Origin of the sequence: Alcaligenes sp. AB3 (assembly GCF_031844565.1) — a bacterium.
In the GTDB taxonomy this organism is placed as follows: Bacteria; Pseudomonadota; Gammaproteobacteria; order Burkholderiales; family Burkholderiaceae_B; genus Alcaligenes; species Alcaligenes faecalis.
The window spans coordinates 31,242-57,128 of record NZ_JAUZVM010000004.1; the positions used below are offsets into that span (position 1 = coordinate 31,242).

A 25,887-nucleotide genomic window follows, 5' to 3' on the forward strand; every position below is an offset into this window, starting at 1 on the left:
CAGGAGGACGGGTCATGGCCCATCGTGTCGACATCAAGGAAACCGGCGAGCAATTCTGGGTAGAACCGCAAGAGACCATCTTGCAGGCCGCCCAGCGCCAAGGCGTGCGCATTTATAGCGACTGTGAGTTTGGCGGTTGCGGTACCTGCCGTATTCAGGTCACTCGCGGGAAGGTTTGTTATGAGGATGACTGCCTGCCCATGAGCATTGCTGATGAAGAACACGAGCAGGGCCATGCCGCCGCCTGCCAGGCTCGACTGGATGCCGATATTGAAATCAGTCTGGCCGCTCATCGTGACGAGTTGCCTGAAGTGCAGCAAGTCAGGACACAGGTTCATAGCGTGGAGCGGGCGTGTCAGGGCATCTGGCGCTTGACCTTGCAGTTGCCCCAGGACGTGCAAGTGCAGTTTCGTCCTGGTCAGTATCTGAACATCCTGTTCGAGGACGGGCGTGCACGCAGTTTTTCCATGGCCAATGCCGATGCCGCCCAGGGGCGCATTGAATTGCATGTGCGGGAAGTGGAAGGCGGCCGTTTCACCCAGGCATGTCTGCCGGCGCTGAAAGCCGGAGACGAGCTGCTGCTGGAGCTGCCCTTGGGCGTTTTCTATTGGCGCGAGCGGGACTGGAGGCCCATGGTCATGGTGGCCACCGGTACGGGTATTGCACCGATCAAGGCGATTCTGGAGTCCTTGCTGGACAAGGACGATTGCCCGCCTGTCAGCCTGTATTGGGGGATGAACCGACCCGAGGATTTGTATCTGGCCCAGGAAATTGAATCTTGGGCGGACCGCTTGTGCGAGTTCCGTTTCGTCCCTGTGCTCTCTCATGCTGACGAGAGTTGGCAAGGCGCGCGCGGCTATGTGCAGCAACAGGTGTGTCGAGATGAACCTGACCTGTCAGAGCATGCCATTTACTTGTGCGGCTCGCCCGTGATGATTGAGCAGGCCCGTGGTCTGTTCAAGGAGCATGGCGCCAATGAGCAGTTCATGTATGCCGATGCCTTCAACTTCCAGTCTGATACCAGTTCGGCAGAGCCTTCTCTTGCCTAGGCGCTGTGCGGGAGCTGATCCTGGGCCGCTTCAGGGTCGCGCTTCTTTCCGCTGCCAAACAGTTCAGTGAGCGAGGGCAGATTGATGAGTGGAATACGACGGCGCAGATGCTTGCGCTGAGCCAAATGAGGCAGCAACTGCTCGCCGACAGGACGCTGCAAATAGCGAAGTTCGACGGGGGTTTTCATGGCAATCTCGTTTAGGGTTTGAATTGAATTAAGTATACCGCAATAGGGGTTTCTACTCAAATTGACAGAAAAGTGTGTCTAAAGCCAAGAAAATCTGTTGCGGGGAAAGCGCATTTTTCGACTTGGTATACCGTTCTTGGTTTTTCAGGCGGTCAGGGCTCGCAATCCGGTCGCATCATTGGCAGCAAGCAGGAGGTCTTATGCCAACCATTACTTTTCATAAAAACGGCCAGACTCATGTGGGCGAGGTGCAGGAGAACACGAATTTGGTGGTCAGGGCGGGCATCAAGCAATTCCCCTTTCCTCATTTGACCTACGGTTGCGGCATGGGCAAGTGCGCCAAGTGTGCGTGTCGTGTGCTGGAGGGGGCCGAGCATCTGCCTGCGGCCAACTGGAAAGAGAAAAAGCAGTTGGGCGAGCGACTGGATCAGGGCTGGCGGCTGGCGTGCCAGCTGTGGATTAACCAGGACATCGTTCTGGAGCAGGCAGAAACACAGGAGGTGCAGTGATGTATGTGGTGCTGACGAGCAAGCCGGGGGAATACCGCACGGAGCCGGGAGTGGGCGTGGAAATGGTGGCAGCGTATGAATACCATTTTCAGGGTCGTTTCAAAGCGGTGTTTGCCATTGCACGCATTCAGGAAGGGTCGCGCGTTCGCATTGTGGAAGAGACGCCAAATGGCACGATCAATGACATTCCTACCCGGCAAATGGAAAAGTTTGCGACAGCCGAGCAGGCTTATGAAGAGCTGGCGGGATTGACACAGTTTGGCAGCATACAGGCCGAGTTGCGTCAGTGTGGGGTCGTCGGTCACAAGGCTGGGGTCCAGGCCCCGGTACAGCAGCAATCCTGAGGTAGCAGAATATGGTTCAGATTACATTTGCGTCGAATAATGATTTGGTGGTGTCTGCCGCCGAGAACAGTAACTTGCTGCGGGTTTCCATCCGCGAGCGCGGTGGCATCCCGTTCAAGTGCGGGGGCGGGATCTGCGGCACCTGCAAGTGCCGAATTACGGAAGGGCTGAGCAATACGGATGAGGTTAAGGCCAAGGAACACAAGCATTTGTCCGAGCAGGATCTGGCAGAGGGTTTTCGTATGGCGTGCCAGACCTTTGTTCGTGGTGACGTTACGGTGAGCTGGTAAAAGGAGCGGCCATGCTGCATTTGACCGATCAGCAACTACACGAGCTGCTTGATGCGCCTGCCGTACAAGAGGTGCTGGAGCAGGCTTTCATCGAGTTTGGACAGGGCCAGGCGGCCCAGCAGCGTCGTGTGCGCACGCAGGTGGGCGATACCCGCTTGTCGACCTTGGGCGCGGTCATCCCAGGCCAGCAAGTGGCGGGTGCCAAGATTTATACGACCGTGCATGGCGCATTCAATTTTGTCATTGTGCTGTTTGATGCACTGAGCGGACAAGCTTTGGCCACCTTGGATGCTGGCGCGATCACGCAGTGGCGTACTGCAGCCTGCTCGGTTCTGGCAGCACAGCGTGGCGCCAATCCCCATTCGCAAACCTTGGGAGTGCTGGGTCTGGGTGCCCAGGGGATGGCGCATGCCCTGCAGTTTTGCCAGACCTTTGATTTGCAGCGTGTGCTGGTGTGGAGCCCGAATGTCGATGAGAAGCGCTGCCACCAGCTGGAGCTGGAGTGTGGTGTGCCTGTGCGAGCCGCCCGAGCGGAAGAGATCGCCGCACAGGCGGATATTCTGGTCACGGCCAGCCGCAGTCGCGATCCCCTGTTTGATGGACGCAGCCTGAAGCCAGGCTGCTTTGTCGCCGCCGTTGGCTCCAGTTTGCCAACAGCGCGGGAATTGGATGATGCCTGCCTGCAGCGGGCAGGCAAGATTGTGGTGGAGTGGGGTGAGCAGACTCTCGCGGAGGCGGGGGACCTGATTCTGGCTGCGTCCAATTGCGGCGTTTCGGACAAGTTGTGCGAGTTAAGCGATTGGTTGCAATTAGACCGGGGACAAGGCTACGACGCACAGGGAATTTGCGTGTATAAATCAGTGGGTGTGGCGATTGAAGATATTGCCGTCGCTGGATTGGCGTATCGCCGTCATCAGCTTGGCAAGACAGCGCAGGAGGCGCTTGCCGCACACTGAAAAACGACAATAATTCAAGCATGTTGGGGGTAGGCAATGGCGATGGCAGGCTTTTCTTCTATAGGCGAACTCAAGCAGGCACTGACCCGGGACTACAACCGCATTAACAGCAGTATTTTTGCCTCAGGTGTGGTGACGCTAAAGATTGATGTGCTCGAGGACCGGATCAGCATGCTGGCCGTTCACAAACGACAGCCTGCCCTGCAGACGCTGAGCCGTGAAAATGCGCATATCGCTGACTTGGCAGATCTGTATCTGATCAAGGCGTTCAAAAAAGAGATGAAGCAGGTTTTGGTGGAAGAGTATGGCCTGGACGTCGTGGCCATCTTCAAGGATTACGACGCGACGGCGCAGTTGTCTTCCACCATGGTGTTGTTGCACAAAGGAGTGTGAATGCAGTGACATTGGTGAGAGCCGATGTCCTGAATTCCAAATCGATAAAAAGAAGCTGACTGGTAGACAGTCTTGTTGTCCTTCCGTCCGGAGTGGATTGCCTTGTGGGCAGTGTGCTCTGGAACCGAGTCCAGACCCTGACCGGTCCGCTTGGGGAAGTTGCCGACAGGAAGTGCTCGCATACCGCCGGCCTCGGGCCCTGGGAACTCCCAGGGCCCGAGGCCGGCTTTTTATTTGGAGACAAAATCATGGCCTATGTAGCCGATTTGCTGGATGCATTGAACGTAATTACGGGGGGACGCATGGTGTCCTGTATGGATGAGGTCAAATGCGGCCATCATCCCTTCGTGATCTGGAAGTCCTCTGGAATTTACGGCAAGGAAGTACTGGAGATCCCGGGACTGATTCATGGGGATCCCAACAAGGAAGTGCGCAAGGTGGCGGTGTGCATGACCATGTCCGAACTGAGCATTGAGCTGGCAGGTGCCACCGGGGTGGATGCCATTGTTGCGCATCATCCGATCGCCGATGCCGCCAGTTGCGGGGGCGTGACCCTGAAGGATTATCTGGACTTGTATGGCGTCGCTGCGCTGGAGTGCCACGAAGCGTTTCATGGTTTGCATCCGGGTATTGCGTATCTGCATGGCCACAAAGTGGGCAAAAGCGATATCGCTTATGGAGGCATTCATGGCAATGTGATGTTCGTGGGCGAGCCCCTGGAAGGGGTGAACACCTTGGGCGACATGCTGGATCGGCTTGACGGTTTCATGGGCTTGGATCTGGAGGATCAGGTCTTGCAGGCTGAACGCCGTATCAAGGGCAATGAAAACATTCTGGAGACCAGTACTCTGACGCGGGGAGCCATTCGGCTGGGCGAGCGTAGTAGTCGAGTCGGTCGTATTTTGCACATCTTTCCGCATACCGGCTTTAGCCCCGACCATCTGCGTCAGGCGGTGGCCGAGAACCCGGGCGTTGACACGGTGCTGGCTTCCATCAGCCGGGTCTACGACGGCCATGCGCTTATCGAATGCGCGCGTGAACTAGGCCTGAATTTCCTGGTGGGCAACAGTCATGTACTGGAAATTCTGGAAAATGGGTTGCCCTTGGCGTATGCCCTGAGCGCTTTGCTCGATGGTGTCGAGGTGGTGATGTTCCGCGACCGGGTGACATCGACACCTGTGCATCAAGTGGGTGGGGCCCGCCTGCGTGAATATGCTCAGCATTTTTCGACTGCCCATTTGATGGGCAAGAATGTGTTGAGCTTCCAGTAAGTCCAGCTTCCTGAACGGAGAGAGACATGGATAACAAAACAATAGAAATCGATAAGGTAGTGCATTCACCGCCTGCGGGCCGCCGTCCCTTGGAACGTATCGAGGTGGTGGGCCTGAGTTTGCTGGCCGTGGCCATGCTGACGCTGTTTTTCTTTCCCGCTACCTTGTCGGGCGCGTTTGATACGGTGCTCAACAAGGTCAAGCCCGTGGTAGTGGATGTATTTTTGACCGGGCAGGTTGGGGTGGCTGTCATTATCAGCGTCATCATTGGACGCCTGCTGGAGCGTTTGGGTTTTACTGACGCCATGATGCGGGTCTTTATGCCAGCGATGCGGGCCATTGGAATCAATCCGGCCGTCATCATTCCCAGCGTGTACAACATTTTTGGTGATATCAACGCGGCTGGTCGTATTTCGGGGCCTTTGTTGCGGCAGGCTGGTGCAACCAAGGACGAGCAAAAGATTGCGGTAGCCACGATGGTGCAGTCACAGCAATCGTTCTCGACCTTCATGCTGGGCATGATGGCCTTGACCTTTGCCGGGGTGAATGTCTTTGCCGTGGTGCTGATTGCGATCTTTGGCCCCTTGTTGTTGTCGCCCTTATTGCTGTCACGGCTGGTTTACCGCAATGTCCGCTCGGTGGATTTGCTGGCAGCGCCTCGTTTCACACCGAATATTGATTTCGCACCCATGCTGTTCAAGGCAGCCCGCGAAGGGGTGGAATTGTTGCTGCTGATCCTGATTCCAGCCGTGGCTTTGGTGTTCTGTGTCATTGGCTTGCTTGAACACATGGGTATTTGGGCACCTGTCAGCGATGTGCTTGAGCGCGGTTTGCTGGCCTTGAATATTCACCCTGAAACAGGCGTGTTGGCGATGCTGGTCAGCCCCACTTTGGCAATGGGCAAGTTGCAGGCGATGGCGTCAACACTGGACCCCTCTTTGGTGGTGGGCTCCTTCGTACTGGCTTCTTCAGGACTGCCGTTGTCCGCGGTATTTGGGCAGATTCCGGTGGTCTGGGCCGAGTGCTCGGATCTGAATGAAAAAGAAGTCATGCTGGCGGCCGTTCTGGGCATCGTCATGCGCTTGTTGATGGCTGTGATCCTGGCCGTATTTTTGACGCCTTTGATTATTTGATTTCCTGTTTGCAGTCCCCCCTTTTCAGGAGCGCTAAAGCTGGCGCTCTTTTTTTATTTTGTCTGTTTTACGCAGGGCAGCTCACTGCCATCGAACTGCCATAAAACTGTAACAGGGCTGAAAGAACACTTGTTTAACCTGAGCCTGTCGTGGTTTTTTTAAGGCAGGGCACTTAGGTGACTCTGGTTCTTTAAGTTGATGCCTTCTTCTGTCCGGCAGCGTGCGCTGCGGCCCATTGCGCTTATTGATGCTTTGCTTTTGTGCCCGGTGTTGCGCCGTGCTGCAAAGCAGGATGCCGGATGTGGCTTGGTGATGTATTGGCCTGCATGCCTTGTGGGGGACGGAGCATGAACCAGACCCTGGTGACGGTGTTAAGTGGCTATGGAAGTAAAGCGCCAGCCGCCATTCTCGTGCAGGCATGCGGCTTGCGATTGCTGCTGGATGCCGGCGGGCCTTTGTATCCTGGGCAGGTGTGCGACTGGTATGAAGGCCTGGAGGTAGATGCCGTTCTGGTGACGCACGATCACCAGGATCATATTGGTTCCTTGTCCAAGCTGCCTGAACACATACCTATTTATGCCACGGCCTCGACGGCACGCAGTTTGCCTGCGGGGCGGATCTGGCGTGAACTGCCAACCCGAGGCACGACCTACATTGGCGATATTGCCGTGCGTACCGGCTTGTCTGGCCATGCTTTGGGTGGTGTCTGGCTGCATCTGGATGTGGGCGGCGGGCTGTTTTATAGCGGCGACTTTTCCTGCGAGTCCTTGCTGTTCCCCTTTGATTTGCCACCCCCTGCCTATCTGGCTTTGCTGGATGCGTCTTACGGTTTGTACGACCAGTCCCATCATGTGGCCTGGAGCATTCTGGAGTCCCTGCTGGAGTCTCATCCGGCCTTGCTGCCTGTGCCACCCTCAGGCCGGGCGATAGAGATTGCCTTGTGGCGCCAGCAACAGGGTTTTGAGGACTGGAGCATGGATGCGTCCTGCTACGAAAACCTGACCCGCATGATCAGCCAAAGCAGCGATCTGTTGTTGCCAGGTGTGCAGCAATCCTTGCGAGAACTGATGCCGCGTGCGGCTACGTTTGATCCGCAAGCGCACCTGCTTCTGGCCGGTGAGCCGGACGGTTGCCAGGGCAAGGCGGGGGAGTTGATTCGGGAGCATCAGGCGCGGGCGGCAGACCCCAATGCCGACTCTAGCGAGCGCTTGCTGATTCACACCGGCTATGTAGCCCCACATGCACCGCGTGGCACGCATACCTTGTGCTGGAATGTGCATCCGCGTTTGACGGATTTGCGCTGGTTGGTCGACATGGTGCAGCCGCGATATTGCATGCCTTTGTTCACGCCAATGCATGATTTGCCGACCTGGCGCAATGTGATGGGTGCGGCCCTGAGCCTGGAAGGTCACTGGGAGTTGCCAGCGTCCTCCGTAGGCGTGGTTTAGGCGGTGTAGCGTTCCAGCAAGGCCTCGCGTCGTGCTGGGCTGAGTTTCAAGGCGTTCTGAAAGAAGTTGTCCAGATTGCCGTGTGTCTCATCAATGGTCCTGAAAGCGGTTTCCAGAAATTCGGGCTGAACGCCCCAGAGAATATCCAGCACTTCCTCGCTGATGCCACGGTTATCGGGCAGATCGGGGCGGCGGAAGAACTGATTGGTCAGCAGATAGTCGTGCATGACATCATCAGGGTGGACCCCGGCGGCGCGGTGCAGCAAGGCGACGGCAAAGCCGGTGCGATCTTTCCCGGCGGTGCAGTGCATGACGACAGGGGTATCGGTTTCCAGCAACTGGTCAAAGACCCGTCCAAACGTAGCGGCATGTCCAGTCACGAATTCCGTGTAGGTCTTGTTCATGGTGCCGTAGGCAGCTTTGACGTCCACTTCGCCCTTGGCAAGCATGTCCAGAAAATCAGGCAATACGGTGGGTTCGACGGTCAGCGCATGACTGGTCAGAAAACTGTACTGGTAGGGAGAGCGTTTGCGCTCATGTGCACCCCGGAAATCCAGTGAGCAGGCAATGCCCAGCTCTTGCAAGGTGTCCAGATCATGGCTGCTTAAATCCGCCAAATGGTCCGAACGGTAGACGCGGCCTTTACGAAAGGAGCCGGAGTCTGTGGCATAGCCGCCAATATCACGGAAGTTGCTGGCCCCTTCTAAAGGGCAGGATAGGGAACTGGGCAGCGACGATACGGACACGGCGGACTCCTGTTGAAACGGTGAAAGTCCCATGTTAACGGTCTTGGACGGGATCTGCATATGACAATGCGGTGACAGGAGGGGAGTGCGGGCGGACCAAAAGCAAAATGAATGCAAGTGCACGGTTCTGTATCGTCAGAAAGCCATGTATATTCGTTGCTGGCAAGGCCCAGGCAGACAAGCAGGTACACCGCGTTCACGTTCTTGAACCTTCGGTTTACTGGAACTGTGAACAGACTTCATGGTGACGCTGGAGTTTGACCGCCTGCACCGACTAGACAAGAACAGGTGCCGCGCCGAGCCAAGGGGGGACAAGACTGATGACGCATTCACGCATCGCTCGCGTGCTCATGTGCTGCAAAAAGATCCCCAGGATATTGGCTAAAGTAGGCCCAAGGTATAAGGTCAATGGTTATCTGAATAGACCGTCGACCAGACCGGGCGGCCCACAACCGTAATTTTTCAAGGAACAAGCATGTTTGAGCATTTGCAGGCCTATGGTGGCGATCCGATTTTCCGTTTGAACGAGGCATTTCACGCCGATCCACGTGATCGCAAGGTCAACCTGACCATTGGTTTGTATTACGACGACCAAGGCCGTCTGCCATTGCTGGATGTGGCTCGCCGGGCTGAAGAACAATGGGCGGCCAAGGGCCAGCCCCGTGGCTACCTGCCTATCGAGGGTTTGGCTTCGTACCGTAGCGCCGTGCAAAAACTGGTTTTTGGTGCCGACAGCAAAGTGCTGCAAGAAGGTCGTGTTGCGACCATTCAGACACTGGGTGGTTCGGGTGCCTTGAAAGTGGGTGGCGACTTCCTGCACGAAGCCTACCCCAATAGCGAAATGTGGATCAGCGATCCAGCCTGGGATAACCACCACTCCATTTTCCGTGGATCGGGTATTCCTACCCACACTTACCGTTACTACGATCCAGCCACTCGCGGTCTGGATTTCACCGGCCTGATGGAAGACATCTCCGTCCTGCCCGAGCACAGCATTGTCTTGCTGCACCCCTGCTGTCATAACCCCACCGGGGCTGATCTGAGCGACGAGCAATGGCTGCAACTGATTCCTGTGCTGCAACAGCGCAAGCTGATTCCTTTCCTGGACATGGCTTACCAGGGGTTTGGTCGTAGCCTGGATGAAGATGCCTTCGCCGTGCGCGCCATGGTCGATGCTGGCCTGACTTTCCTGCTGGCCAACTCTTTCTCCAAGAACTTCTCCTACTACTCCGAGCGCTGCGGCGGCTTGTCGGTGGTGTGCCAGAGCGCGGACGAAGCTGACCGCGTTCTGGGTCAGCTCAAAGCTGTGGTGCGTCGCATCTACTCCAACCCGCCATCGCACGGTGGTCAGGCCATTGCCACCATCTTGTCCGATGAGTCCTTGCTGGCCGAGTGGACGGCAGACGTGGAAACCATGCGTCAGCGTATCGCCGCCATGCGTCAGCGTGTGCACGATCGTCTGAAAGAACTGGCTCCTCAATACGACAGCAGCTACTTCGTCAAACAGCAAGGCATGTTCTGCTACACCGGCCTGACCAAAGAGCAGATCCAGAAACTGCGTGACGATTTTGGCGTGTACGTGCTGGAGTCGGGCCGCATCAGCGTGCCAGGCCTGAACCAGTCCAACGTGGATTACTTCGCGGAGTCGCTGGCTGCTGTGGTGGCCTAAGACACTGACGTCTTTCCAGCAGGATTAAAAAGCGTGTTTATGGCCCCTTTGGGGGCGGTAAACACGCTTTTTTGTTGATGCTGGAAATGCGTCCACAACTGCGTGGATCGGGAGGTAGAAAGCGCTTATGCGTACTTGTCTGATCCAGGCGCTCGACTTGTTTTGCTCACCTGGCTGGGTGTTTGAGCCTGAACTGAAAAGTGGAACGGTGTAGAGCTAAGCCATCGAACAACCCTGCGCTTATATAGCTGAAGCACTCAATGGTTTAGTGCTTAGCCACGGCCAGGCGAGCAAGGTCTATCGGCAATCCAGCCGTGTTTCGTCGTGCTGCGACATTGCTCAGGCTAATGCTTGCAGGAGCAGTTCCTGATTGATCTGCTCCTGCTGCCGCGCCCGGTTCAATAAGTAGCGATGAAAATCCTGGCTATGAGGCGACTCAAACGCACCCGCCCGTCGGGTCAGTACGTACGGCCAGGGCAGGGGCAGGGAATGGGAAAAAGGCAGGATCAACTGCCCGCTGCGCACTTCCTTTTCTATCATCGAGCATTGCGCCAATACAAAACCCTGACCGGCCACCGCAGACTCCAGCGCCATATGCGACAGGGAAAAAATGCGGAAGCGATCCAGGGGCGTATCGCCTATGTCTATATCCAAAGACTCAAACCAGTCGCGCCAGGATGGAGGCGAGGTAAAGCGTGGCTGCCAGTCCGAGGATAGCAAGGGATAGCTCAATAGATCACGGGGATGCCGCAAGCTGGCTTGTCCTTGGAGCAGGGTTGGGCTGCAGGCGGGCACGACACGGTCCGTATAAAGCTCGGTAAAGCTGCGGGGGCGGGCGGCGGCCTGGCCGTAGGTAATCCGAAAGTCGATTTGCTCGGCCTCCAGATCGGGCTCGGCATGGCTACCTTTCAGATGCAGTGTCAGCTCCGGGTCGTACTGTTCCTGCCATTGAAATGCCAGCGGTGCCATCCAGGTTTTAAGCATGGATGGCAAAGCGCTGATCGAAAGCAGGCTGGTGTTGCGCGAACGCTCCATTTCTTGCTGGCCGTCGCGCAATAGCTCAAATGCCTGGGTACAGATTTCATGAAAGCGCACCCCCGCCGCTGTCAGTCGCAAGCGTTTGCCTTCTTTGTAGGTCAGGCTGCAGCCCAGCGAGTCTTCCAGCAAACGTAATTGCTGGCTGATGGCACCGGGAGTAATTTTCAGACGACGGGCGGCTTCTTGCAGGCTTTGGCTATGGCCCAGCGTCTCAAAGACTTGCAGTGCGCGTAAGGGAGGCAAGGTATCCATGATGGTCAGACCCCGTCCAGAAAAGTAATTTAACTTTAGAAATTCTAAACGATATGGATAGTAGGCTGAATTTGATTGCGACTATCATGACAAACAAGAGAGCATGAAATGGACTCGTTCAGCCATCATGCACCGCATTTAGAGTTGGGGGTAAATCATGTTTGTACGCAATGCCTGGTATGTAGGCGCATTGGCTACGCAGCTCGGTCGCAGCTTGCAGCCCGTGCGTATGCTTGGCGAGAACCTGGTGCTGTATCGCCGTGAAGACGGCCAGCCAGTCGCCCTGGAAGATTCCTGTCCGCACCGTCGCCTGCCTTTGTCCAAAGGCCGCTTGATTGGCGATCAGGTGGAATGTGGCTACCACGGCCTGACATTTGATTGCAGCGGCTCCTGTACCAAGGCGCCCGGTGTGGCGCAAATCCCTAAAAGCGCGGTGGTGCGCAGCTACCCCTGTACGGAGCGTTTTGGTCTGGTCTGGATCTGGATGGGTGATCCTGAATTGGCTGATCCGTCCAAACTGATCGATATTCCCGAGTGGGACAATCCCGAGTGGGGTGTGAACCGTGGCGATGCCATGGAGCTGGACTGCAATTACCTGTACGTCACGGACAATTTGCTGGACCCATCGCACGTGTCCTGGGTACACCAAAGCTCGTTTGGTAGCCCCGACATCATCGGCCTGCCCTTGACGGTGAAGGTTGAAGACAATGGCGTGACGGTCTCTCGCTGGTCCAAAAATGTGGAAGTTGCGCCGTTTTACAAGCAATTTGTGAAATTTGAAGGCAATTGCGACCGCAAGCAGCAATACGAAGTGCGCTTCCCGTCGCTGGCCGTGATCAAGGCCATCTTTCTGCCCGCCGGTGCGGCTACCGAGGAGCCCAGCGAGTACCACCAGGACGTCTTCCTGATGGACTCCTATAACTTCCTGACGCCTATCGACGAGGAGCACACCCGCTACTTCTGGTTCCAGCTGCGCAACTTCAGCCCGGATGACGAGGCCATCTCCAAGATTTTCAACGAAGACGTGCGCCACGCTTTCCTGGAAGACAAAGTGGTTCTGGAAGAAGTGCATAAAGCCCTGAAAGAGCGTCCTGCCGCTTTGGACTTGCCCTTGGATTCCGGTCCCTTGCGCTTCCGTCGCAAGATCAGCCAGATGATCCAGGCCGAGCAAGCCGTCGCCAGTGAGACGGCAACGGCTTGAGCGTGATGAATACGACTGCATCATCTGCGTCTACGGAGGCTACGGCCAACCGCCGTTTCCGGGATTATCGTGTCCTGGAAAAGCAGCGCGAAAGCGAAGTGATTACTTCGTTTGTACTGCAGCCGGTGGACGGTGTTATGCCGCCTTATCAGCCGGGTCAGTATCTGGTGTTCCGTCTGGAGATTGACGGGCAAACCGTGCTGCGCAATTACAGCGTGTCAGGGGATCCCGACTGCACGGATCGTCTGCGTATTTCCGTCAAACACGAGAAGGCCCCGGCAGGGTCAAGCGTGGCCGATGGTTTGGCCTCCTCCTATCTGCACCAACAGGTGCAGCCGGGCGATGTGCTGAGCGCGGCCGGGCCGATGGGTGAATTCGTGCTGGACGAGAGCAGTCAGCGGCCTGTGGTGCTGCTAAGCGGTGGCGTGGGCCAGACTCCTTTGCTGGCCATGCTGCATCGCTTGCTTAAACGCAGTCAGCGTAAGGTGTATGTGATTCATGCCTGTGATAACAGCGCGGTGCATGCCTTTGCGGATGAGATGCGCGAGCTGGTGGCACAACGCGACGGCGTGCGGCTTTACTTCTGCTATCGCAACCCGACGGAAGATGATGAGCAAGCCGGTTTGCACCATGTGGCGGGACTGATTACACGTGAACAGTTGCAGCGTTGGTTACCGCTGGATGATTACGAGTTTTACCTGTGTGGGCCCAGTGCCTTCATGCAGAGCAATTACGGTGTGCTGCGTAGTTTGGGTGTGGCGCGAGAGCGCATTCACTACGAGTTTTTTGGCCCGGCCACGGTGTTGGAAAAGACCTTGGCTGGTGATGTTGCTGCCCGCGTTGTGCAGCCAGAGGCAGGGCCTGCCGTGTCTGGTGGTGGTGCGACTGCAAGTGCATTAGCACCGGAGTCGCTTGCAGCCGTTGATGAAATCGTCACCGATGTCACGCAGACCGTGACGTTCTTGCCCGACGGTCGTCAGGCCCAATGGCATGAGGACTGTCCTTCCTTGCTGGATCTGGCTGAAGAAACGGGCTTGAGTCCGGACTTCAATTGCCGGGCGGGCCTGTGCAATACCTGCATGTGCACTCTGGTATCGGGCGAGGTCGATTATTTTGAAGAGCCTCTGGACCCTGTGCCAGAGGGCAAAGTCTTGCTGTGCTGTTCCCGTCCCCGTGGTCCGGTGGCTGTGGAATTGCCTTAAAAGTTTTTCACTTGCCTGTTGAGGTTTGCCCCGTCCTTTTTGGACGGGGCTTTTTTTTCAAAAAATCATATGCTTCCTTGTTGGAAGTCAGGCGGTTTTTTGATGTCTGAAGCTGGGGGTGTGGACATGAGAGCTGTTGAAATGGTGGTGCTACATGGGCTGGAGTGGGAAGCGATTAAGTGCTGTTTTATTTTCCCTACCGTTGTGCGATAGCAGTCATCGTTACTGCCACTGCCACTGCCACTGCCACTGCCACCGCCGCCGCAGGAAGAAGCTTGGCTACCTTGCTATAACTGGGCTTGCTCGATTATCCAATCACTAAAGGCACGGACCTCTGCTTTTTGTGTTGCATCGGGCAAGGTCACCAGGTAGTAGGCAAAGCGGGCTGGCCAAGGCTTGTCCAGCACTTGCACCAAGCGGCCTGCGGCTATTTCATCCTGCGCATACTCCTGCGGTATCAAGGCCAGTCCCAGGCCCGCAATCGCACCGCGTATTAGCAGGTAATCATCCTCAAAAGCTGTGCCTCTATCGGCGCGCGCATCGTCCTCCACCCCGTGGGCAGACAGCCAAAGCGCCCAGTCGGCCCGGTCGGCATCTTGCAGCAGTGGCCACTCCAGGCAATCTGCTGGTTCCTGAATAGCCGGCTTGTCTTTGAGCAAAGCAGGGCTGGCTACAGGCAGCAAGACAGGGGCCATCAAGGGCTCGGCCTGCAAGCCGGGATACACGCCCAGGCCGTGGCGAATGGCGATATCCACTTTGTCGCGACGCAGGTCCACCAACGTGGGGGACGCCTCCACACGGATTTCGATATCAGGATGGCGTTGCTTGAAGTCGGCCAGCCGGGGAATCAGCCAGGATGCGGCAAAGGAAGGCACGGTGCTGATCGTCAGTGTCTTCCTTTGCTTGGTGGCTTCCAGCGTGTGCATGGCCTGTTCGATCTGGTCGAACGCCGTCAGCAGGACAGGGTAGACCTGATCACCTGCTTCGCTCAGGCTCATTTTGTGGTGGCTGCGCACAAACAGTGTCACGCCCAAGCGATCTTCCAGTAGCCGGATTTGCTGGCTGACTGCGCCCGAGGTCACGCCCAGCGCCTGGGCGGCCAGCTTGATGCTGCCGTGGCGTCCGACTTCGGTAAAGGCGCGCAGAGCCTGCAGAGGAAAGACAGGATTCATGGTTTAGTTTATCTAAATCTTTAAAGCAGATTTAATCGTTTTTATTTGTCCATATAGCTGGGGAAAATAGGCTTCTGAATCATTTTTAAAGTTTAGCTTATCTATACGTAAAAGAAGAGCGAACTTTCAGTTTGGGAGCTACATCATGATTGATCTGTACACCGATAGTTCGCCTAACGGCTTTAAGGCGACTATCGCCCTGGAAGAGCTGGCGCTTCCGTATCGCCTGCATCACGTACGTATCGAAGCGAACGAGCATAAGCAGCCGGAGTTTCTGGCTCTGAATCCGCATGGGCGTATCCCGGTGATGAGGGATGATGAAACAGGTGTTGTCCTGTTCGAGTCCGCCGCGATCCTGTTGTATCTGGCGGAGAAAACCGGCCAATTGCTTTCAAAAGATCCTGTTCAGCGCTGGGAAACGATCAAATGGCTGCAATTTCATTCCTCCAGCGTGGGGCCGATTCTGGGCCAGCGTGTGCATTTCGAGCTGTTCGCGCAAGAGAAGATTCCGGCCGCCATCGAGCGCTACCGCCGTCTGGTGAATGATCTGTTCACCGTGCTGGATACACGCTTGGCAGACCATCCTTATCTGGCAGGACAGGACTATTCCATTGCCGACATTGCGCATTTTGGCTGGACGCATATTGCGCGAATTATCGACTTTGATTTCAGCCAGTACCCTCATATGAGTGTCTGGCATGAGCGCGTGGCCCAACGCCCCGCAGTTCGTAAAGGCATCACCTTGCCTGAACCTGCTACCGGCGCTTGAGGGGAAAACATCATGACGATTGAAACAAGCCTGACTCAAGGCGCCTCTTGCCCTGCCTTTGCCACGCATCCCGGTTATAGCCGCATGTTTGCGCCGGGTTGCCTGACCATGGGTATTTTTCTGCCTCTGCGCTTTTATCAAGGCGATATGAGTGTGCTGGCCGGACAGGCGGCCCTCGTAGAGGAGATAGACCGGCAGGATTTTGCGGCGGTGTGGGTACGTGATGTGCCCTTGCATGATCCAAGTTTCGGAGATGCGGGACAGGTGTCTTGGTGCTGGGTATTGCTTCCGGGGACAGGCCGGTGGAGTTTTCCGCCTACGGCGTGGAGCGGGCCGAACGGGCAGAGCGTTTTGCGCAGGCTGTCAGCTACTTCCGTCAGCTAACGCAAGCGGGGCAACTGGATATTGATTCTCCGCTAGGTCGCTTCGATACCGCAGAGCTGTTACCCAAGCCTGTGCGTGGCTCCATTCCCTTGATTGTCACCAGCTCCTCGGGGCAGTCGCCCGAATGGATCGCAGAACATGCCGATGGTTGGCTGACCTATCCAGAAGCCACACATACTCCGTTAGGACCGCAAAAGCTGGCTGCCAAAATTCGGGCTTGGCGCGCCCGGATTCCAGATGGCGGTTTCCGTCCGCACATGACCAATGAATGGCTGGATTTGGTGGAGGACCCCGATTATCCACGCACACCTTTGCGCGGTGGTTTTACACTGCGTACCGGGCGCAAGGGGCTGATTACCTTGCTGGAGGAGTGGCAGGCAGCGGGTGTGAATCATGCCGCTTTGGGTATTCAGTTTGCGCAGCGACCGGCGGCGGAAATTATCCAGGAGCTGGCTGAGTATGTGCTCCCGCATTTTGCCTCTCACCAGGCGCAGCCTGCCCTTGCAACAGCATGGTAGCAACAGGGGAATACAAGCATGACTAGCAGTGCAGAACAGCCAGTAGCCGATGGTATTCAGATCCGGGATTTGCAGCCGCAAGACCGGGTCGCTTGGGAGCGGCTATATCGGCAGTACGCCGAGTTTTACAAAGAGCCCATGAATGAAGAGATCCTGGCTTGTACCTGGTCCTGGCTGCTGGATGCGCAGCATCCTTTGCAGGGGAAGGTGGTAGCTACGGCGAATGGTGTGCTGCTGGGTTTGGCGCATTACCGTTCTTTCCCGGAGCCCTTGCTGGGCAAGGACGCAGGTTTTCTGGACGACTTGTTTGTGTTGCCGGAACAGCGAGGCGGCGGGCTGGGCCGCCGTTTGATTGAGGCAGTCGCCCAGGCAGGTAAGGAGCAAGGCTGGCCGTTCCTGAGCTGGATTACGGCGCAGGACAATGCGCAGGCGCGAAGGCTATACGATGGTCTGGCTCAGGCGACAGCGTGGGTGACGTATGACTTGAATCTGTAGAAGGGGGCTAGGGGCGTGTAGAAGGTGATACGTTTTTCAGGTTGCCAGTATGTAAATAACAGGAATGATGGTTTAGTTCCCGAAGGCTCGCAATTCCTTCGCTAAGGAGGAGGAGGCCAAGCGCTCTAGTGGTCTGAATGCTCCCTCCAGATAGTCCATGTCTTGGGCGGATGCATCGAACTGCTCAAAATAAGGCTTCCAGGCTCTGACGACTATCCATACTTCATGCAAGGCGCGAATGGCTTCTTGGCGGCTAGAGAAGTAGGCTGCCCAACGTGTCATTAAGTTGTCCAGGGTGGCCAGCCTTCCTTGCTCTCCTAGTTCGAGGTGCAAATAACGTTCGCTTGCCACCGTGTTCATGGGCAGAACGTCATAGAGCGGACTTAACCTCCATCCTTTGCCGACCACGTCATAGATGAAGGCGTGGTTTCTCAAGTGATCGTCATTGTTGTTGGCAAAGATGTTCAGGGCTTGGCGCTTGAATAGTTCACGTAAATCACGATCGATGAAGGTGGGCAAACAACGCTCTCGTAGTTTGAGGGCCAGTGCCTGATAGGAACTGCTTCTTGCTTCGTACTCGTCAATGCCCATCAGGGTCATAGCGGAGCAAAAGCCGATACGCCCCTCAACGGTAGAAGCATTGTGTTCTGGGGTGGAGGGCGACCAACTGTCCTGGCCGGGGGCGGGTGCTTCTCCCGGAGCTGCCCAGTAACGGTCAAATCTACGAATGAAGAGCACGCGCGCCGTGCCAACAGATTGGATATGCACGGGTGGAACGCATAGATCTGCAGCACGTGCCAATTCCAAGGTGCCAGCTTCAAGTACAGCATTGCAGGCGCGATCAGACTTGGAAGGGAATTTCGCCAGCCACAGCACATCGGATTCATCGCGAATAGATGCTTTGGGCCGGGCTCCGCCAGCCGAACCTAGGCCTTCAAAGCAGTCAGCCAGGCCCTCACCGATGTCTTCGTCATTTTCAATACGATCAGCGGCTTCAAGTAGGCGTTCAAGGCTGACCTCCCCAACTGCCGATTTCTTGGCGGGGGAATCGAGCGTCAGTCGAATATCCAGTGCGCCTACGCGATCCACTCCGGCCTCCAGTAAATAGGCGACTTCAGGTAAAACGCCCGAGCCTACTTTGAGTTTGTTTTCGATGACACGTCGACCCCATGCATCAGGGGCCGCGTCGCGCAGTCCACCAAACTCGTGCAGCCCAGGTAAGGTAAAACGTTGTATGCCTCCGTTTTCTGCCGTTAGTGGCAGTGCTGCAGGATCGATTTCAATCGCGTGTTGCCGTTGTACATAGCGCTTACCGTAGGTGAAGCTTGGCGCATCGGAATTCGCGTTCTCCAGTAGTCCTGCCGGTACAAAAGCATTGCCCTGATCGCTTTGGGCAATATGAGCAAACACAGCAACCTGACTGGGTGGTCGGCTGTATGGATTGCGCGGTTTAGAAGTCATATTTGTCCTTGGCTGGAGCGATGTTGGCCGTATTCGATGCATTTTTCCTGGAGACACGCTGTACCTTGTTGGCATTGTTGAAGCTCCGCACAGCGCCGGACTGCTCTGTGAGCAGATCCAGCAAGGTAAGTTCGGGCTCAATGGCATGGAGGTAGCGCAGGATCTGAGACATCGTTCGGCTTTCATTACCTTGCTCAAGCAGGGCGGCCGTGGACCGTGAAATACCAGCACGAGCAGCCACATCGCTTTGAGTCATTCCATGGGCGATGCGCAGTTGCTGGAGCTTCTGACCAATGGCGCTGGCTTCCTGCAAACGTTTAGGGGGGGTGCGTTGTGCCTCATCGTATTTCATAGTTGGCCCTTTCTGCCATGTTCGTCATGGACAATTCTGTGAAACATGTAGAGTCAAGACTTCTGATTTATTGACCGTAATAACAGTCCTTAAATTGATTAAGGACTGTTATTACGGTCATGTTAATTGAATTTGATTGTTTGCTGAATAGACGCGTAGTCTAATGTCCGTAATATCAGTCTTAATAACTATTAAGGACTGTTATTACGGACATTTTGGTTAGGCTTTCCTTCTCTCCAGCAACATCAAAGCAAGCAAAACCACGCTGCTCATCCCCAGCCCAAACACCACTAGCGGCCACGCAGTATCCCCATCCAGCAAGGTCACTGCCAAGGTGCCGATCACGCTAACGATCAGGCTTTCTACGCAAAAGTAGATCGCCACGGCGGAACCGGCCACGTCGTTGAACTGGGCCAAGGCGCCATTGGCGGTGACGGATACGGTCATCACAATGCCAATGGCGGCCAGCCACATGGGCAGGATAAAGCTGGCAAAGGAGGGCTCCAGCAAGCGCTGTCCTGTTGCCAGCAATAGGGCGGCCAGGGCGATCAAGCCCATGCCGCGTTTCAGGCTTCCGGCGGTGCCCCAACGAGCCACAAAGGTTTTGGACAGGCGGGTGGTGGCAATCATCACCAGGGCAACGCTGGCAAAGGCCAGGCTGAAGCTCATTTCTGAATAAGCCGCTTGTCCGATCAAGACTCGTGGCGCGGTCGAGAAGTAGACAAAAAATGTCCCCATCCCGGTGGAGAAGCCCAGGGTGTAGACCCAGAACGCCGGGCTTTTGAAGACGGCCAGTGCGGATTGTTGTGACTGCATTGGTTTGGCGGGCCGGGTTTCCTGCCAACGCAACAGCGCATGGATCCAGGCCAGCAGCCCCATTCCGGCCAAGCTCAGGAAGATGGCCTGCCACCCGCCCGCACGGGCAATCAGAGCACCTGCAATAGGCCCCAAGGCGGGTACGAAAGCCAGAATGGAGCTGAACAGGCTGTAGATCACCACGCCCTCGGGGCGATCAGCATACACATCGCGCACCGTGGCAAACAAGGCCACGAGGGTGGCCGAGGCCCCCAGGGCTTGCAGCACCCGAAAACCGACAAAAGCCCAAGCGGAACTGGACAAGGCAGCGGCGGTTGAAGCCAGCACGAACAGGGCGGCGCCTGTCAGCAAAACAGGTCGTCGGCCTATGCGATCCGACAGGGGGCCAAAGAGCAGTTGCCCTGCACCCAATAGCAGCATGTACAGGCTAAGGGTCAGCTGGATGACGGCTGGAGTCGTGCCCAAAAGCTCCGGCATGGCCGGGACGACGGGCAGGTAGATATCCATCCCCAGGGAAGCGAGGATGTCGAAGGGCGCCATCAGCAGCAGGGCGGCTGGCAGCGTATAAGCCCAGGAAGAGCGTGAGGAAGACATAACAAAATTACCACTCGAAAAAGAGATCGGGCGGCGTCTGTTTGTTATCAATCAGCGGGATTGGGAGTACAGAACGCCACAACAAGACTAGAGCTTGTTGCGGCTTACTCAGTTGCTGACTCAGTGCTCGTCATGCAGACGGCTCCTCACATAAATAACTTGAAAGTGTGTCGCGGGGAAAACGTTATGGCTGCGTCTGGCCCAGTCCAAAGGGGCGGGGCGCGACAGCTGACCATTATAGGGGGAGGTTTTTACGGCCTTGAAGACTCAGTCCGTGATAGCTGTTGGTTTTTTGCCCTGCAAAGTTTTGGCAAGACGCGACACCGCCTCGCTGGAGTTGCCGGTCTTGTTCTTCTTCACCCGGACGGCGGCAGCTTTCAGCAAGCGCTGGAATGTCGGGCATTGCGTATGGTTGGCGGCGGGGCAGTGGGCAGCGTGGCGCAAGCCTTCGCTCATGGCTTTCAGGCGCTTGATAGTGGCATCCAGTTGATCGGCCTTGGACAGCAGCAATTGCCTGTCTACCTGCGGAGCCCCATCGGGAGGCAGCATGGCCCGTATTTCTTCCAGCGACAAACCGCCCGCTTGCCCCAGGGCAATCAAGGCCAGTTGATCCAGCACTTGTGGCGTAAAACGACGCCGTTCTCCGGGGGCGCTGACCGCGCTGATCAGGCCTTCCTTCTCGTAATAGCGCACGGTGGAGGAGGGTAAGCCGGTTTGTTTGGCGACTGCTGAAATATCCATCTTGCACCTATTGACTTGAAGTTGACTTCAACTTCTATGATCACTCAAAACGATGTGCTTATCAATGGAAAGGATTACCAATGTTATCGATCAATGAGTGGATGCATGTGATTCTAATCGGGGGCGGGGCCACCATCTTCATGGATATCTGGGGCCTGATTCAAAAGGCGATGGGCGTTGCCACGCTGAACTACGCCATGGTGGGCCGCTGGGCCGGACATTTGCTGCGTGGTCAGATCGCGCACAGCAATATCGGCAAGGCTGAACCGATTGCGGGGGAGTCTGCCCTGGGCTGGTTCATTCACTATGCCGTGGGCATTGTTTTCGCCTTTTTGCTGGTCGCGGTCTATGGCACCGCATGGCTGCAAGATCCCCGCTGGCTGCCCGCCGTCCTTGTGGGCACGGTGACGGTCGTGATGCCCTTTTTTGTCATGCAGCCCGCCATGGGAGCCGGAGTGGCTGCATCGCGTACCCCTACGCCTTGGATCAATCGTTTGCGCAGCTTGCTGACACACGCGATTTTTGGTCTGGGCATGTACCTTGCGGCCTTGTTGATCCAGCAAGTGGCCTAAGGCGCTGTAATTTGTTGGGACATCTGTCATGAGTAGCCTGAAAACCACTGGAACCATCCCGTCTGCCGTCTATCTGCTTGCCCTGAGCCTGTTTGCCATGGGCAGTGCCGAGTTTCTGATGGGCGGCATCCTGCCCATGATTGCGGAGGATCTGCGCATTTCCTTGCCTACCGCAGGCACCCTGATTTCAGCCTTTGCGGTGGGGGCGCTGATTGGTGGTCCGCCTTTTGCGATCCTGGCCTTGCGCTGGCCCAGCCGCAGTGCCCTGTTCATCAGTCAGCTGACTTTTATTGCGGTTACGGTGGTCAGTTTGCTGGCACAGGGCTACTGGGCCATTTTGCTGGCGCGCTTTGGCATGGGGCTGGCCTATGCCTGTTTCTGGTCCGTGGCAGCGGCCACAGCTGTGCAGTTGTCGCCACCGGATCGCCGCGCCAAGGCCTTGTCCATTGTGGTCAGTGGCTTGACGGTGGCCATGGTGCTGGGCGGCCCGGCGGGTACGTACATCAGTGAGGCGACAGGCTGGCGAGGCGGTTTCTGGGCGGTGATTGCCGTCACCGTGATTTCTGCGGTCGCCGTCCTGCTGGCCTTGCCCAAGCACACTGCCCGTGATGCAAAAGCGCCGGATCTGGTCACTGAATTGCGTGCCATGAAGCGTCCCGCCCTGTGGGTGGCCTATGCCACCACCATGTTCACCACAGCTGCGTATATGGGCACCTTTGGCTATATCGCCGCCTTGCTGATGGAGGTTAGCGGTTTGAGTGCGGAATGGCTGCCGGCGGTCCTGATCCTGTTCGGTGTCGGTGCCTTTATCGGTTTGACGATAGGTGGACGTACCGCTGATGCTCAGCCGCGTGGAACCTTGGTCGCGGGGATTATTGGCTTGATTGTGAGCTCGGCCGTCATCGCCTCGTTTGCCGCTTCTGTATGGGCAACGGTTGCCATGGTGTTCATGTTGGGCCTGGCTGGTTTTCTGTTGAACCCGGCAGTGTGGGGGCGCGTGTATGTGCTGGCACCGGATGCATCCATGCTGGCAGGGGCCACCAACGCCTCCGCTTTTCAGGCTGGTTTGACCTTGGCTCCTTTGTTGGCCGGTATCCCGATCAGTCTGGGCCACGGCTTGGCCTCGGTTGCCTGGGTGGGTGTCATCATCGCTGTGGTTTCCTTGCTGTTGGCGGGGCTGGATGCACGTTTAAGCCGTACGGCGGCTCACTCCAGGTAGAAGACTGGTCCGGCCCTCTGCCGGGACCTTGTTTGCTTGCCTGATTATTGCCTTCGATCGCCGCGATACCGTGGCGATCTGGAGCGGGCGTCTCGCCCTTACCTTATGGAGTCTCCATTCATGTTCAAGACACTTGATAACGACAATTTTGATGCCGAGCTGGGCCAGGCCTCCCATGTGTATGCCGTGCGTTTCTGGGCGCAGTGGTGTGGGCCGTGCCGGGTGATGGCTCCCATTTTCAATGCTTTGGCTGACGATATGCAGGGCCGCGCCCAGTTTGGCGAGGTGGACCTGGACAAGTCGCCGGACCTGGCCGTGCGCTATGGCGTCCAGAGCATTCCGACTGTGTTGCTGTTCAAGGATGGCATGGTCATTGACCGTTTGGTGGGTGCGGTTCCCAAACAGAATTTGCTGAACTTCGTCAGTCAGCATAGCGCTTGAGCCACTAGGGTCTGTCGCTTTGCTGGCAATGGGGTGTCGGTAGGGTGGCAGACCTGGCTCGCCGGGTGCAAGACAGCTTTGGGCGGTCGTTTTACCTGTATAAACAGGTGGAGCAGACTGCCGTTTTTCATAATCGCGATTTTTTGAGGTGTCAGATGACTGCCATTTCTACAGCGGCTTTTCTTGATTCTTACTTTGCCCGTATCGGCTATCAGGGGCCGGTGGAACCGAGCCTGGAAGTGTTGCAGCAGCTGCATTTGCTGCACCCGCAAGCGATCCCGTTTGAGAACATTGCGCCCTACCGGGGAGACAGTGTGCCCCTGGATCTGGAGGCTATTGTGGACAAGCTGATTCACCGCCGACGCGGTGGTTATTGCTTCGAGCACAACACGCTGTTTCTGGCGGTTTTGCAGCAGATGGGCTTTAACGTCACGCCTTTGATTGCCCGCGTGCGCTGGCAAGTCCCCGCCGAGGTGGAAACCGGTTTGACGCATATGTTGCTGCGAGTCGAGATTGAAGGCCGTAGCTGGTTTGCGGATGTGGCTTTTGGCTCCACCACGCAAACGGCACCTTTGGAGTTTGTGCTGGATACGCCGCAAACAACGCCACATGGCATGTATCGGATTACGCGGGCCGGAGAAGTGCTGAGCTTGCAGTTCCAAACCCGTAGCGGCTGGCAGACGGTGTATCAGTACGGCTTGGCTCCGGCCTCGCAGATCGATTTTGAAATCGGTAATTGGTATACCTCGACCTATCCGCAGTCGGTGTTCTTGAACAGCCTGCTGATCAGCCGCACCCAGCCCGGTATACGCGAGCTGATGGTCAATGACACGTATACACAGCGGGACAATGCGCGCCTGTCGCAACGGCATCAGTACAAGGACGCGGCCGCCTGGGCTGAATGCCTGCAGACACGCTTGGGCCTGACATTAAGCCGCGAAGAAGCCCAGGAGTTGTTTTTGTGTGTGAGTCAGTCCCAGGATGCCGCTTCCGAGCTGACCGGAGGGTGATGGCTGGGGTTAGGCCTGTTGTGTGGGCAAGGCCAGCCATTCCTGAGCTGTAATGCGGCTGATGTGTTCAGTCCGGTAGTCCTGCAGGAACTGGTTGTACTTGTTTTTCTCAGTGTGATGATGGCGAAAGCCGCACTTGGTTTGCGCAATTTGCGATTGGGCATTGTTGGCAAAGTAGCCGCACCACAGGGCCTTCAGCTTCAGCGTTTCAAAAGCGTGTCGCATCACTTCGCGCACGGCCTCGGGAATCAAGCCCTGACCCCAGTAAGGCACGCCGATCCAATAGGCAATTTCGCCTTCTTCTTCACTAATCTCGAAGTTGCTGTTCTTGCCGATCAGGATGCCAACGCACCCAACAGCTCGGCCATTGTCCTTGTGCTCGACGGCATACACTTCGGGCATATTGAAAACTGTGCGGATAATTTCAGCACTTTCCTCAACGCTGGTATGAACCGGCCAACCGGCAATCGGGCCGACTCGGTCGTCCTTGGCGTATTCGTATAAATCCTCGGCGTCGCTGTCCTGCCAGGGGCGTAAAATCAGCCTTTCTGTTTGGAGTTTCATTTTCTTTACTCACTAATTAAGCAGAAAACAGAATAGAACCTGGCGGCTTCAGGGAACAGAGCAGGAACTTGGCAGTTTCGGTACTTTTAGAAAATCTTGCGGATTGCCGGGCCGTAAAGGAAAGACGAATACCATGCATCAGATTCCACAATTATTCAGTGCCAAAGACAGCTGGCTGACAGGCGAGACAACGCTGGCGGAAGGCGTGGGAATACCTTTGTCTTTTGGTCATACCTATATGACCTTGATGATCTGCCTGTCGGGCCGCGCTCTGGTCAGCCTGAACTTCAAGGATCAGCTTGTACGTCCTCATGATGTGCTGGTGCTGGCGGAGGATACGATTGCGCTGCTGAAACGGCGTTCGCACAGTTTCAAGGTGTTTTTCCTGTTGATGCCCAAGAACCTGGCCTCAGAAGTGGCGTATCAGTTGCCTAACCCCTTGTTTGTATTCCTGCATGACAATCCGCTGTGTGTGCTCCCGCGGAAAGAGCGGGCTTTGCTGGCTGCCTGGCTGGTGCAGCTACGCGAGATTGTGCAGACTCGCACCTTGTATCAGCACATCATGCTGCGCAATCAGCTGCAGAACTTCTTTCTGCGCATTGCCGAGCAGATTCCGCCTGAATATCAGGGTAGTCAGCAGTTCAGCCGCAAGGAAATGATCAGTTGGCGGTTTTGGGAGCTGGTTGGCCAGCATTGTCGGGAGCATAGGGAGGTGAAGTTTTATGCCGATGCGCTCAACATCACCCCGTTTTATCTATCTCAGTTGAGCAAAGAGTTTTTCAACGACAGTCCCAAGGCCTTGATCGACAGGCAGGTGGTTTTGGAGATCAAGGCACTGCTTTCCTACAGCCGGCTGGCGATCGGGCAGATTGCCGATCAGCTGAATTTTGAGGATCCCTCTTATCTGTGCCGGTACTTCAAGCGCCACACAGGCTTGTCGTTGACCCGCTATCGCCAGCATGAGCAGGCTCGTTCCGGTGTGGTTGGCAATTGATCAGCTCAAGGGTTGGTCGTGCTAGGTCAATGCGACAAGAAAATGGCGACGGTGTATGACTCAGAAGGCCAGAAGCCTGTGCGCCTGATCGATGCG

The 25,887-nt window shown here is 56.3% G+C and carries 28 protein-coding genes and 1 pseudogene; 20 read left to right on the forward strand and 9 right to left on the reverse strand.

Annotated elements, in window-relative coordinates:
• The first annotated feature begins 14 nt into the window (after nucleotides 1-14).
• Entirely contained in the window at nucleotides 15-1,049 is a 1,035-nt protein-coding gene (locus Q9R35_RS10000) for a 2Fe-2S iron-sulfur cluster-binding protein (protein ID WP_125301704.1), read from the forward strand.
• On the opposite strand, the gene Q9R35_RS10005 is transcribed toward Q9R35_RS10000, so the two are convergent.
• Nucleotides 1,046-1,237 (reverse strand): hypothetical protein, encoded by a 192-nt coding sequence (locus tag Q9R35_RS10005; protein WP_125301709.1) that lies wholly within the window; start codon nucleotides 1,235-1,237, stop codon nucleotides 1,046-1,048. The two genes, Q9R35_RS10000 and Q9R35_RS10005, sit on opposite strands and share 4 nt — an antisense overlap.
• 200 nt (nucleotides 1,238-1,437) lie before the next feature.
• On the opposite strand from Q9R35_RS10005, the gene Q9R35_RS10010 reads away from it, so the two are divergent.
• The 8 genes from Q9R35_RS10010 to Q9R35_RS10045 all read left to right on the forward strand — a co-directional run bounded on the left by Q9R35_RS10010 (nucleotide 1,438) and on the right by Q9R35_RS10045 (nucleotide 7,581).
• Nucleotides 1,438-1,746, forward strand: a complete 309-nt coding sequence (locus tag Q9R35_RS10010) for a 2Fe-2S iron-sulfur cluster-binding protein (RefSeq protein WP_042485411.1) — start codon at nucleotides 1,438-1,440, stop codon at nucleotides 1,744-1,746.
• Nucleotides 1,746-2,090 carry a ferredoxin gene (locus Q9R35_RS10015; RefSeq protein ID WP_252605725.1) on the forward strand — a complete coding sequence of 115 codons (345 nt, stop codon included), beginning with the start codon at nucleotides 1,746-1,748 and terminating at the stop codon, nucleotides 2,088-2,090. The genes Q9R35_RS10010 and Q9R35_RS10015 overlap by 1 nt, the downstream gene beginning before the upstream one ends.
• Nucleotides 2,091-2,101: 11 nt before the next feature.
• On the forward strand, nucleotides 2,102-2,380 hold the full coding sequence (locus Q9R35_RS10020; RefSeq protein WP_009457378.1) for a 2Fe-2S iron-sulfur cluster-binding protein: 279 nt from the start codon (nucleotides 2,102-2,104) through the stop codon (nucleotides 2,378-2,380).
• A gap of 11 nt (nucleotides 2,381-2,391) precedes the next feature.
• Nucleotides 2,392-3,336 carry an ornithine cyclodeaminase family protein gene (locus Q9R35_RS10025; protein WP_042485417.1) on the forward strand — a complete coding sequence of 315 codons (945 nt, stop codon included), beginning with the start codon at nucleotides 2,392-2,394 and terminating at the stop codon, nucleotides 3,334-3,336.
• 42 nt (nucleotides 3,337-3,378) lie between these two features.
• Nucleotides 3,379-3,729: a Na-translocating system protein MpsC family protein gene (locus Q9R35_RS10030; RefSeq protein ID WP_042485420.1), complete on the forward strand. Its 351-nt coding sequence runs from the start codon at nucleotides 3,379-3,381 to the stop codon at nucleotides 3,727-3,729.
• Between the two features lie 248 nt (nucleotides 3,730-3,977).
• Nucleotides 3,978-5,000: a Nif3-like dinuclear metal center hexameric protein gene (locus Q9R35_RS10035; RefSeq protein WP_042485425.1), complete on the forward strand. Its 1,023-nt coding sequence runs from the start codon at nucleotides 3,978-3,980 to the stop codon at nucleotides 4,998-5,000.
• A 26-nt stretch (nucleotides 5,001-5,026) separates the two neighbouring features.
• Nucleotides 5,027-6,133 (forward strand): hypothetical protein, encoded by a 1,107-nt coding sequence (locus Q9R35_RS10040; protein WP_311219788.1) that lies wholly within the window; start codon nucleotides 5,027-5,029, stop codon nucleotides 6,131-6,133.
• A gap of 347 nt (nucleotides 6,134-6,480) precedes the next feature.
• Entirely contained in the window at nucleotides 6,481-7,581 is a 1,101-nt protein-coding gene (locus tag Q9R35_RS10045; protein WP_311219789.1) for an MBL fold metallo-hydrolase, read from the forward strand.
• Here the strand turns inward: Q9R35_RS10045 and Q9R35_RS10050 are convergent.
• The gene (locus tag Q9R35_RS10050) at nucleotides 7,578-8,327 is read right to left on the reverse strand and encodes a tyrosine-protein phosphatase (RefSeq protein WP_311219790.1); all 750 of its coding nucleotides are present in this window, start codon (nucleotides 8,325-8,327) and stop codon (nucleotides 7,578-7,580) included. The two genes, Q9R35_RS10045 and Q9R35_RS10050, sit on opposite strands and share 4 nt — an antisense overlap.
• A gap of 475 nt (nucleotides 8,328-8,802) precedes the next feature.
• Between Q9R35_RS10050 and Q9R35_RS10055 the strand changes: the two genes are divergently transcribed.
• Nucleotides 8,803-9,996: an amino acid aminotransferase gene (locus tag Q9R35_RS10055; protein WP_042485435.1), complete on the forward strand. Its 1,194-nt coding sequence runs from the start codon at nucleotides 8,803-8,805 to the stop codon at nucleotides 9,994-9,996.
• Nucleotides 9,997-10,335: 339 nt separating this feature from the next.
• On the opposite strand, the gene Q9R35_RS10060 is transcribed toward Q9R35_RS10055, so the two are convergent.
• On the reverse strand, nucleotides 10,336-11,286 hold the full coding sequence (locus tag Q9R35_RS10060) for a LysR substrate-binding domain-containing protein (protein WP_311219791.1): 951 nt from the start codon (nucleotides 11,284-11,286) through the stop codon (nucleotides 10,336-10,338).
• A gap of 157 nt (nucleotides 11,287-11,443) precedes the next feature.
• On the opposite strand from Q9R35_RS10060, the gene Q9R35_RS10065 reads away from it, so the two are divergent.
• On the forward strand, nucleotides 11,444-12,487 hold the full coding sequence (locus Q9R35_RS10065) for an aromatic ring-hydroxylating dioxygenase subunit alpha (RefSeq protein WP_086061454.1): 1,044 nt from the start codon (nucleotides 11,444-11,446) through the stop codon (nucleotides 12,485-12,487).
• 5 nt (nucleotides 12,488-12,492) lie between these two features.
• Nucleotides 12,493-13,689, forward strand: coding sequence for an FAD-binding oxidoreductase (locus Q9R35_RS10070; protein ID WP_311219792.1), 1,197 nt, complete (start codon nucleotides 12,493-12,495; stop codon nucleotides 13,687-13,689).
• Nucleotides 13,690-13,976: 287 nt separating this feature from the next.
• On the opposite strand, the gene gcvA is transcribed toward Q9R35_RS10070, so the two are convergent.
• Nucleotides 13,977-14,861 carry a transcriptional regulator GcvA gene (gene gcvA / locus Q9R35_RS10075; RefSeq protein ID WP_311219793.1) on the reverse strand — a complete coding sequence of 295 codons (885 nt, stop codon included), beginning with the start codon at nucleotides 14,859-14,861 and terminating at the stop codon, nucleotides 13,977-13,979.
• Between the two features lie 145 nt (nucleotides 14,862-15,006).
• On the opposite strand from gcvA, the gene Q9R35_RS10080 reads away from it, so the two are divergent.
• From Q9R35_RS10080 to Q9R35_RS10090, 3 genes and pseudogenes are all read left to right on the forward strand, one after another.
• Nucleotides 15,007-15,630, forward strand: coding sequence for a glutathione S-transferase family protein (locus Q9R35_RS10080; protein WP_311219794.1), 624 nt, complete (start codon nucleotides 15,007-15,009; stop codon nucleotides 15,628-15,630).
• Between the two features lie 84 nt (nucleotides 15,631-15,714).
• Nucleotides 15,715-16,532: pseudogene (locus Q9R35_RS10085) on the forward strand (LLM class flavin-dependent oxidoreductase).
• Between the two features lie 18 nt (nucleotides 16,533-16,550).
• Nucleotides 16,551-17,027: a GNAT family N-acetyltransferase gene (locus Q9R35_RS10090; RefSeq protein ID WP_042485450.1), complete on the forward strand. Its 477-nt coding sequence runs from the start codon at nucleotides 16,551-16,553 to the stop codon at nucleotides 17,025-17,027.
• A 72-nt stretch (nucleotides 17,028-17,099) separates the two neighbouring features.
• On the opposite strand, the gene Q9R35_RS10095 is transcribed toward Q9R35_RS10090, so the two are convergent.
• The 4 genes from Q9R35_RS10095 to Q9R35_RS10110 form a co-directional block, all read right to left on the reverse strand.
• Complete coding sequence (locus Q9R35_RS10095; RefSeq protein WP_042485452.1) at nucleotides 17,100-18,488, reverse strand: type II toxin-antitoxin system HipA family toxin; 1,389 nt, start codon at nucleotides 18,486-18,488, stop codon at nucleotides 17,100-17,102.
• Entirely contained in the window at nucleotides 18,478-18,840 is a 363-nt protein-coding gene (locus Q9R35_RS10100; protein WP_042485454.1) for a helix-turn-helix domain-containing protein, read from the reverse strand. Before Q9R35_RS10100 ends, Q9R35_RS10095 begins: the two co-directional genes overlap by 11 nt.
• A 219-nt stretch (nucleotides 18,841-19,059) precedes the next feature.
• On the reverse strand, nucleotides 19,060-20,250 hold the full coding sequence (cml, locus tag Q9R35_RS10105) for a CmlA/FloR family chloramphenicol efflux MFS transporter (RefSeq protein WP_311219795.1): 1,191 nt from the start codon (nucleotides 20,248-20,250) through the stop codon (nucleotides 19,060-19,062).
• Between the two features lie 267 nt (nucleotides 20,251-20,517).
• The gene (locus Q9R35_RS10110) at nucleotides 20,518-20,991 is read right to left on the reverse strand and encodes a helix-turn-helix domain-containing protein (protein ID WP_045929405.1); all 474 of its coding nucleotides are present in this window, start codon (nucleotides 20,989-20,991) and stop codon (nucleotides 20,518-20,520) included.
• A gap of 80 nt (nucleotides 20,992-21,071) precedes the next feature.
• On the opposite strand from Q9R35_RS10110, the gene Q9R35_RS10115 reads away from it, so the two are divergent.
• The 4 genes from Q9R35_RS10115 (at nucleotide 21,072) to Q9R35_RS10130 (ending at nucleotide 24,233) form a co-directional block, all read left to right on the forward strand.
• A complete protein-coding gene (locus tag Q9R35_RS10115; RefSeq protein ID WP_311219796.1) occupies nucleotides 21,072-21,563 on the forward strand; it encodes a DUF2938 domain-containing protein in 492 nt (163 codons plus the stop codon).
• 28 nt (nucleotides 21,564-21,591) lie between these two features.
• Nucleotides 21,592-22,782: an MFS transporter gene (locus Q9R35_RS10120; RefSeq protein ID WP_311219797.1), complete on the forward strand. Its 1,191-nt coding sequence runs from the start codon at nucleotides 21,592-21,594 to the stop codon at nucleotides 22,780-22,782.
• A gap of 120 nt (nucleotides 22,783-22,902) precedes the next feature.
• Nucleotides 22,903-23,223 (forward strand): thioredoxin, encoded by a 321-nt coding sequence (gene trxA, locus Q9R35_RS10125; RefSeq protein WP_270117794.1) that lies wholly within the window; start codon nucleotides 22,903-22,905, stop codon nucleotides 23,221-23,223.
• A gap of 155 nt (nucleotides 23,224-23,378) precedes the next feature.
• Nucleotides 23,379-24,233, forward strand: a complete 855-nt coding sequence (locus Q9R35_RS10130) for an arylamine N-acetyltransferase (protein ID WP_311219798.1) — start codon at nucleotides 23,379-23,381, stop codon at nucleotides 24,231-24,233.
• Nucleotides 24,234-24,242: 9 nt separating this feature from the next.
• Here Q9R35_RS10130 and Q9R35_RS10135 read toward each other — a convergent pair whose 3' ends face one another.
• Complete coding sequence (locus Q9R35_RS10135; protein WP_063692096.1) at nucleotides 24,243-24,797, reverse strand: GNAT family N-acetyltransferase; 555 nt, start codon at nucleotides 24,795-24,797, stop codon at nucleotides 24,243-24,245.
• A gap of 133 nt (nucleotides 24,798-24,930) precedes the next feature.
• On the opposite strand from Q9R35_RS10135, the gene Q9R35_RS10140 reads away from it, so the two are divergent.
• Nucleotides 24,931-25,791, forward strand: coding sequence for an AraC family transcriptional regulator (locus tag Q9R35_RS10140; protein WP_042485482.1), 861 nt, complete (start codon nucleotides 24,931-24,933; stop codon nucleotides 25,789-25,791).
• Nucleotides 25,792-25,887 lie beyond the last annotated feature (96 nt).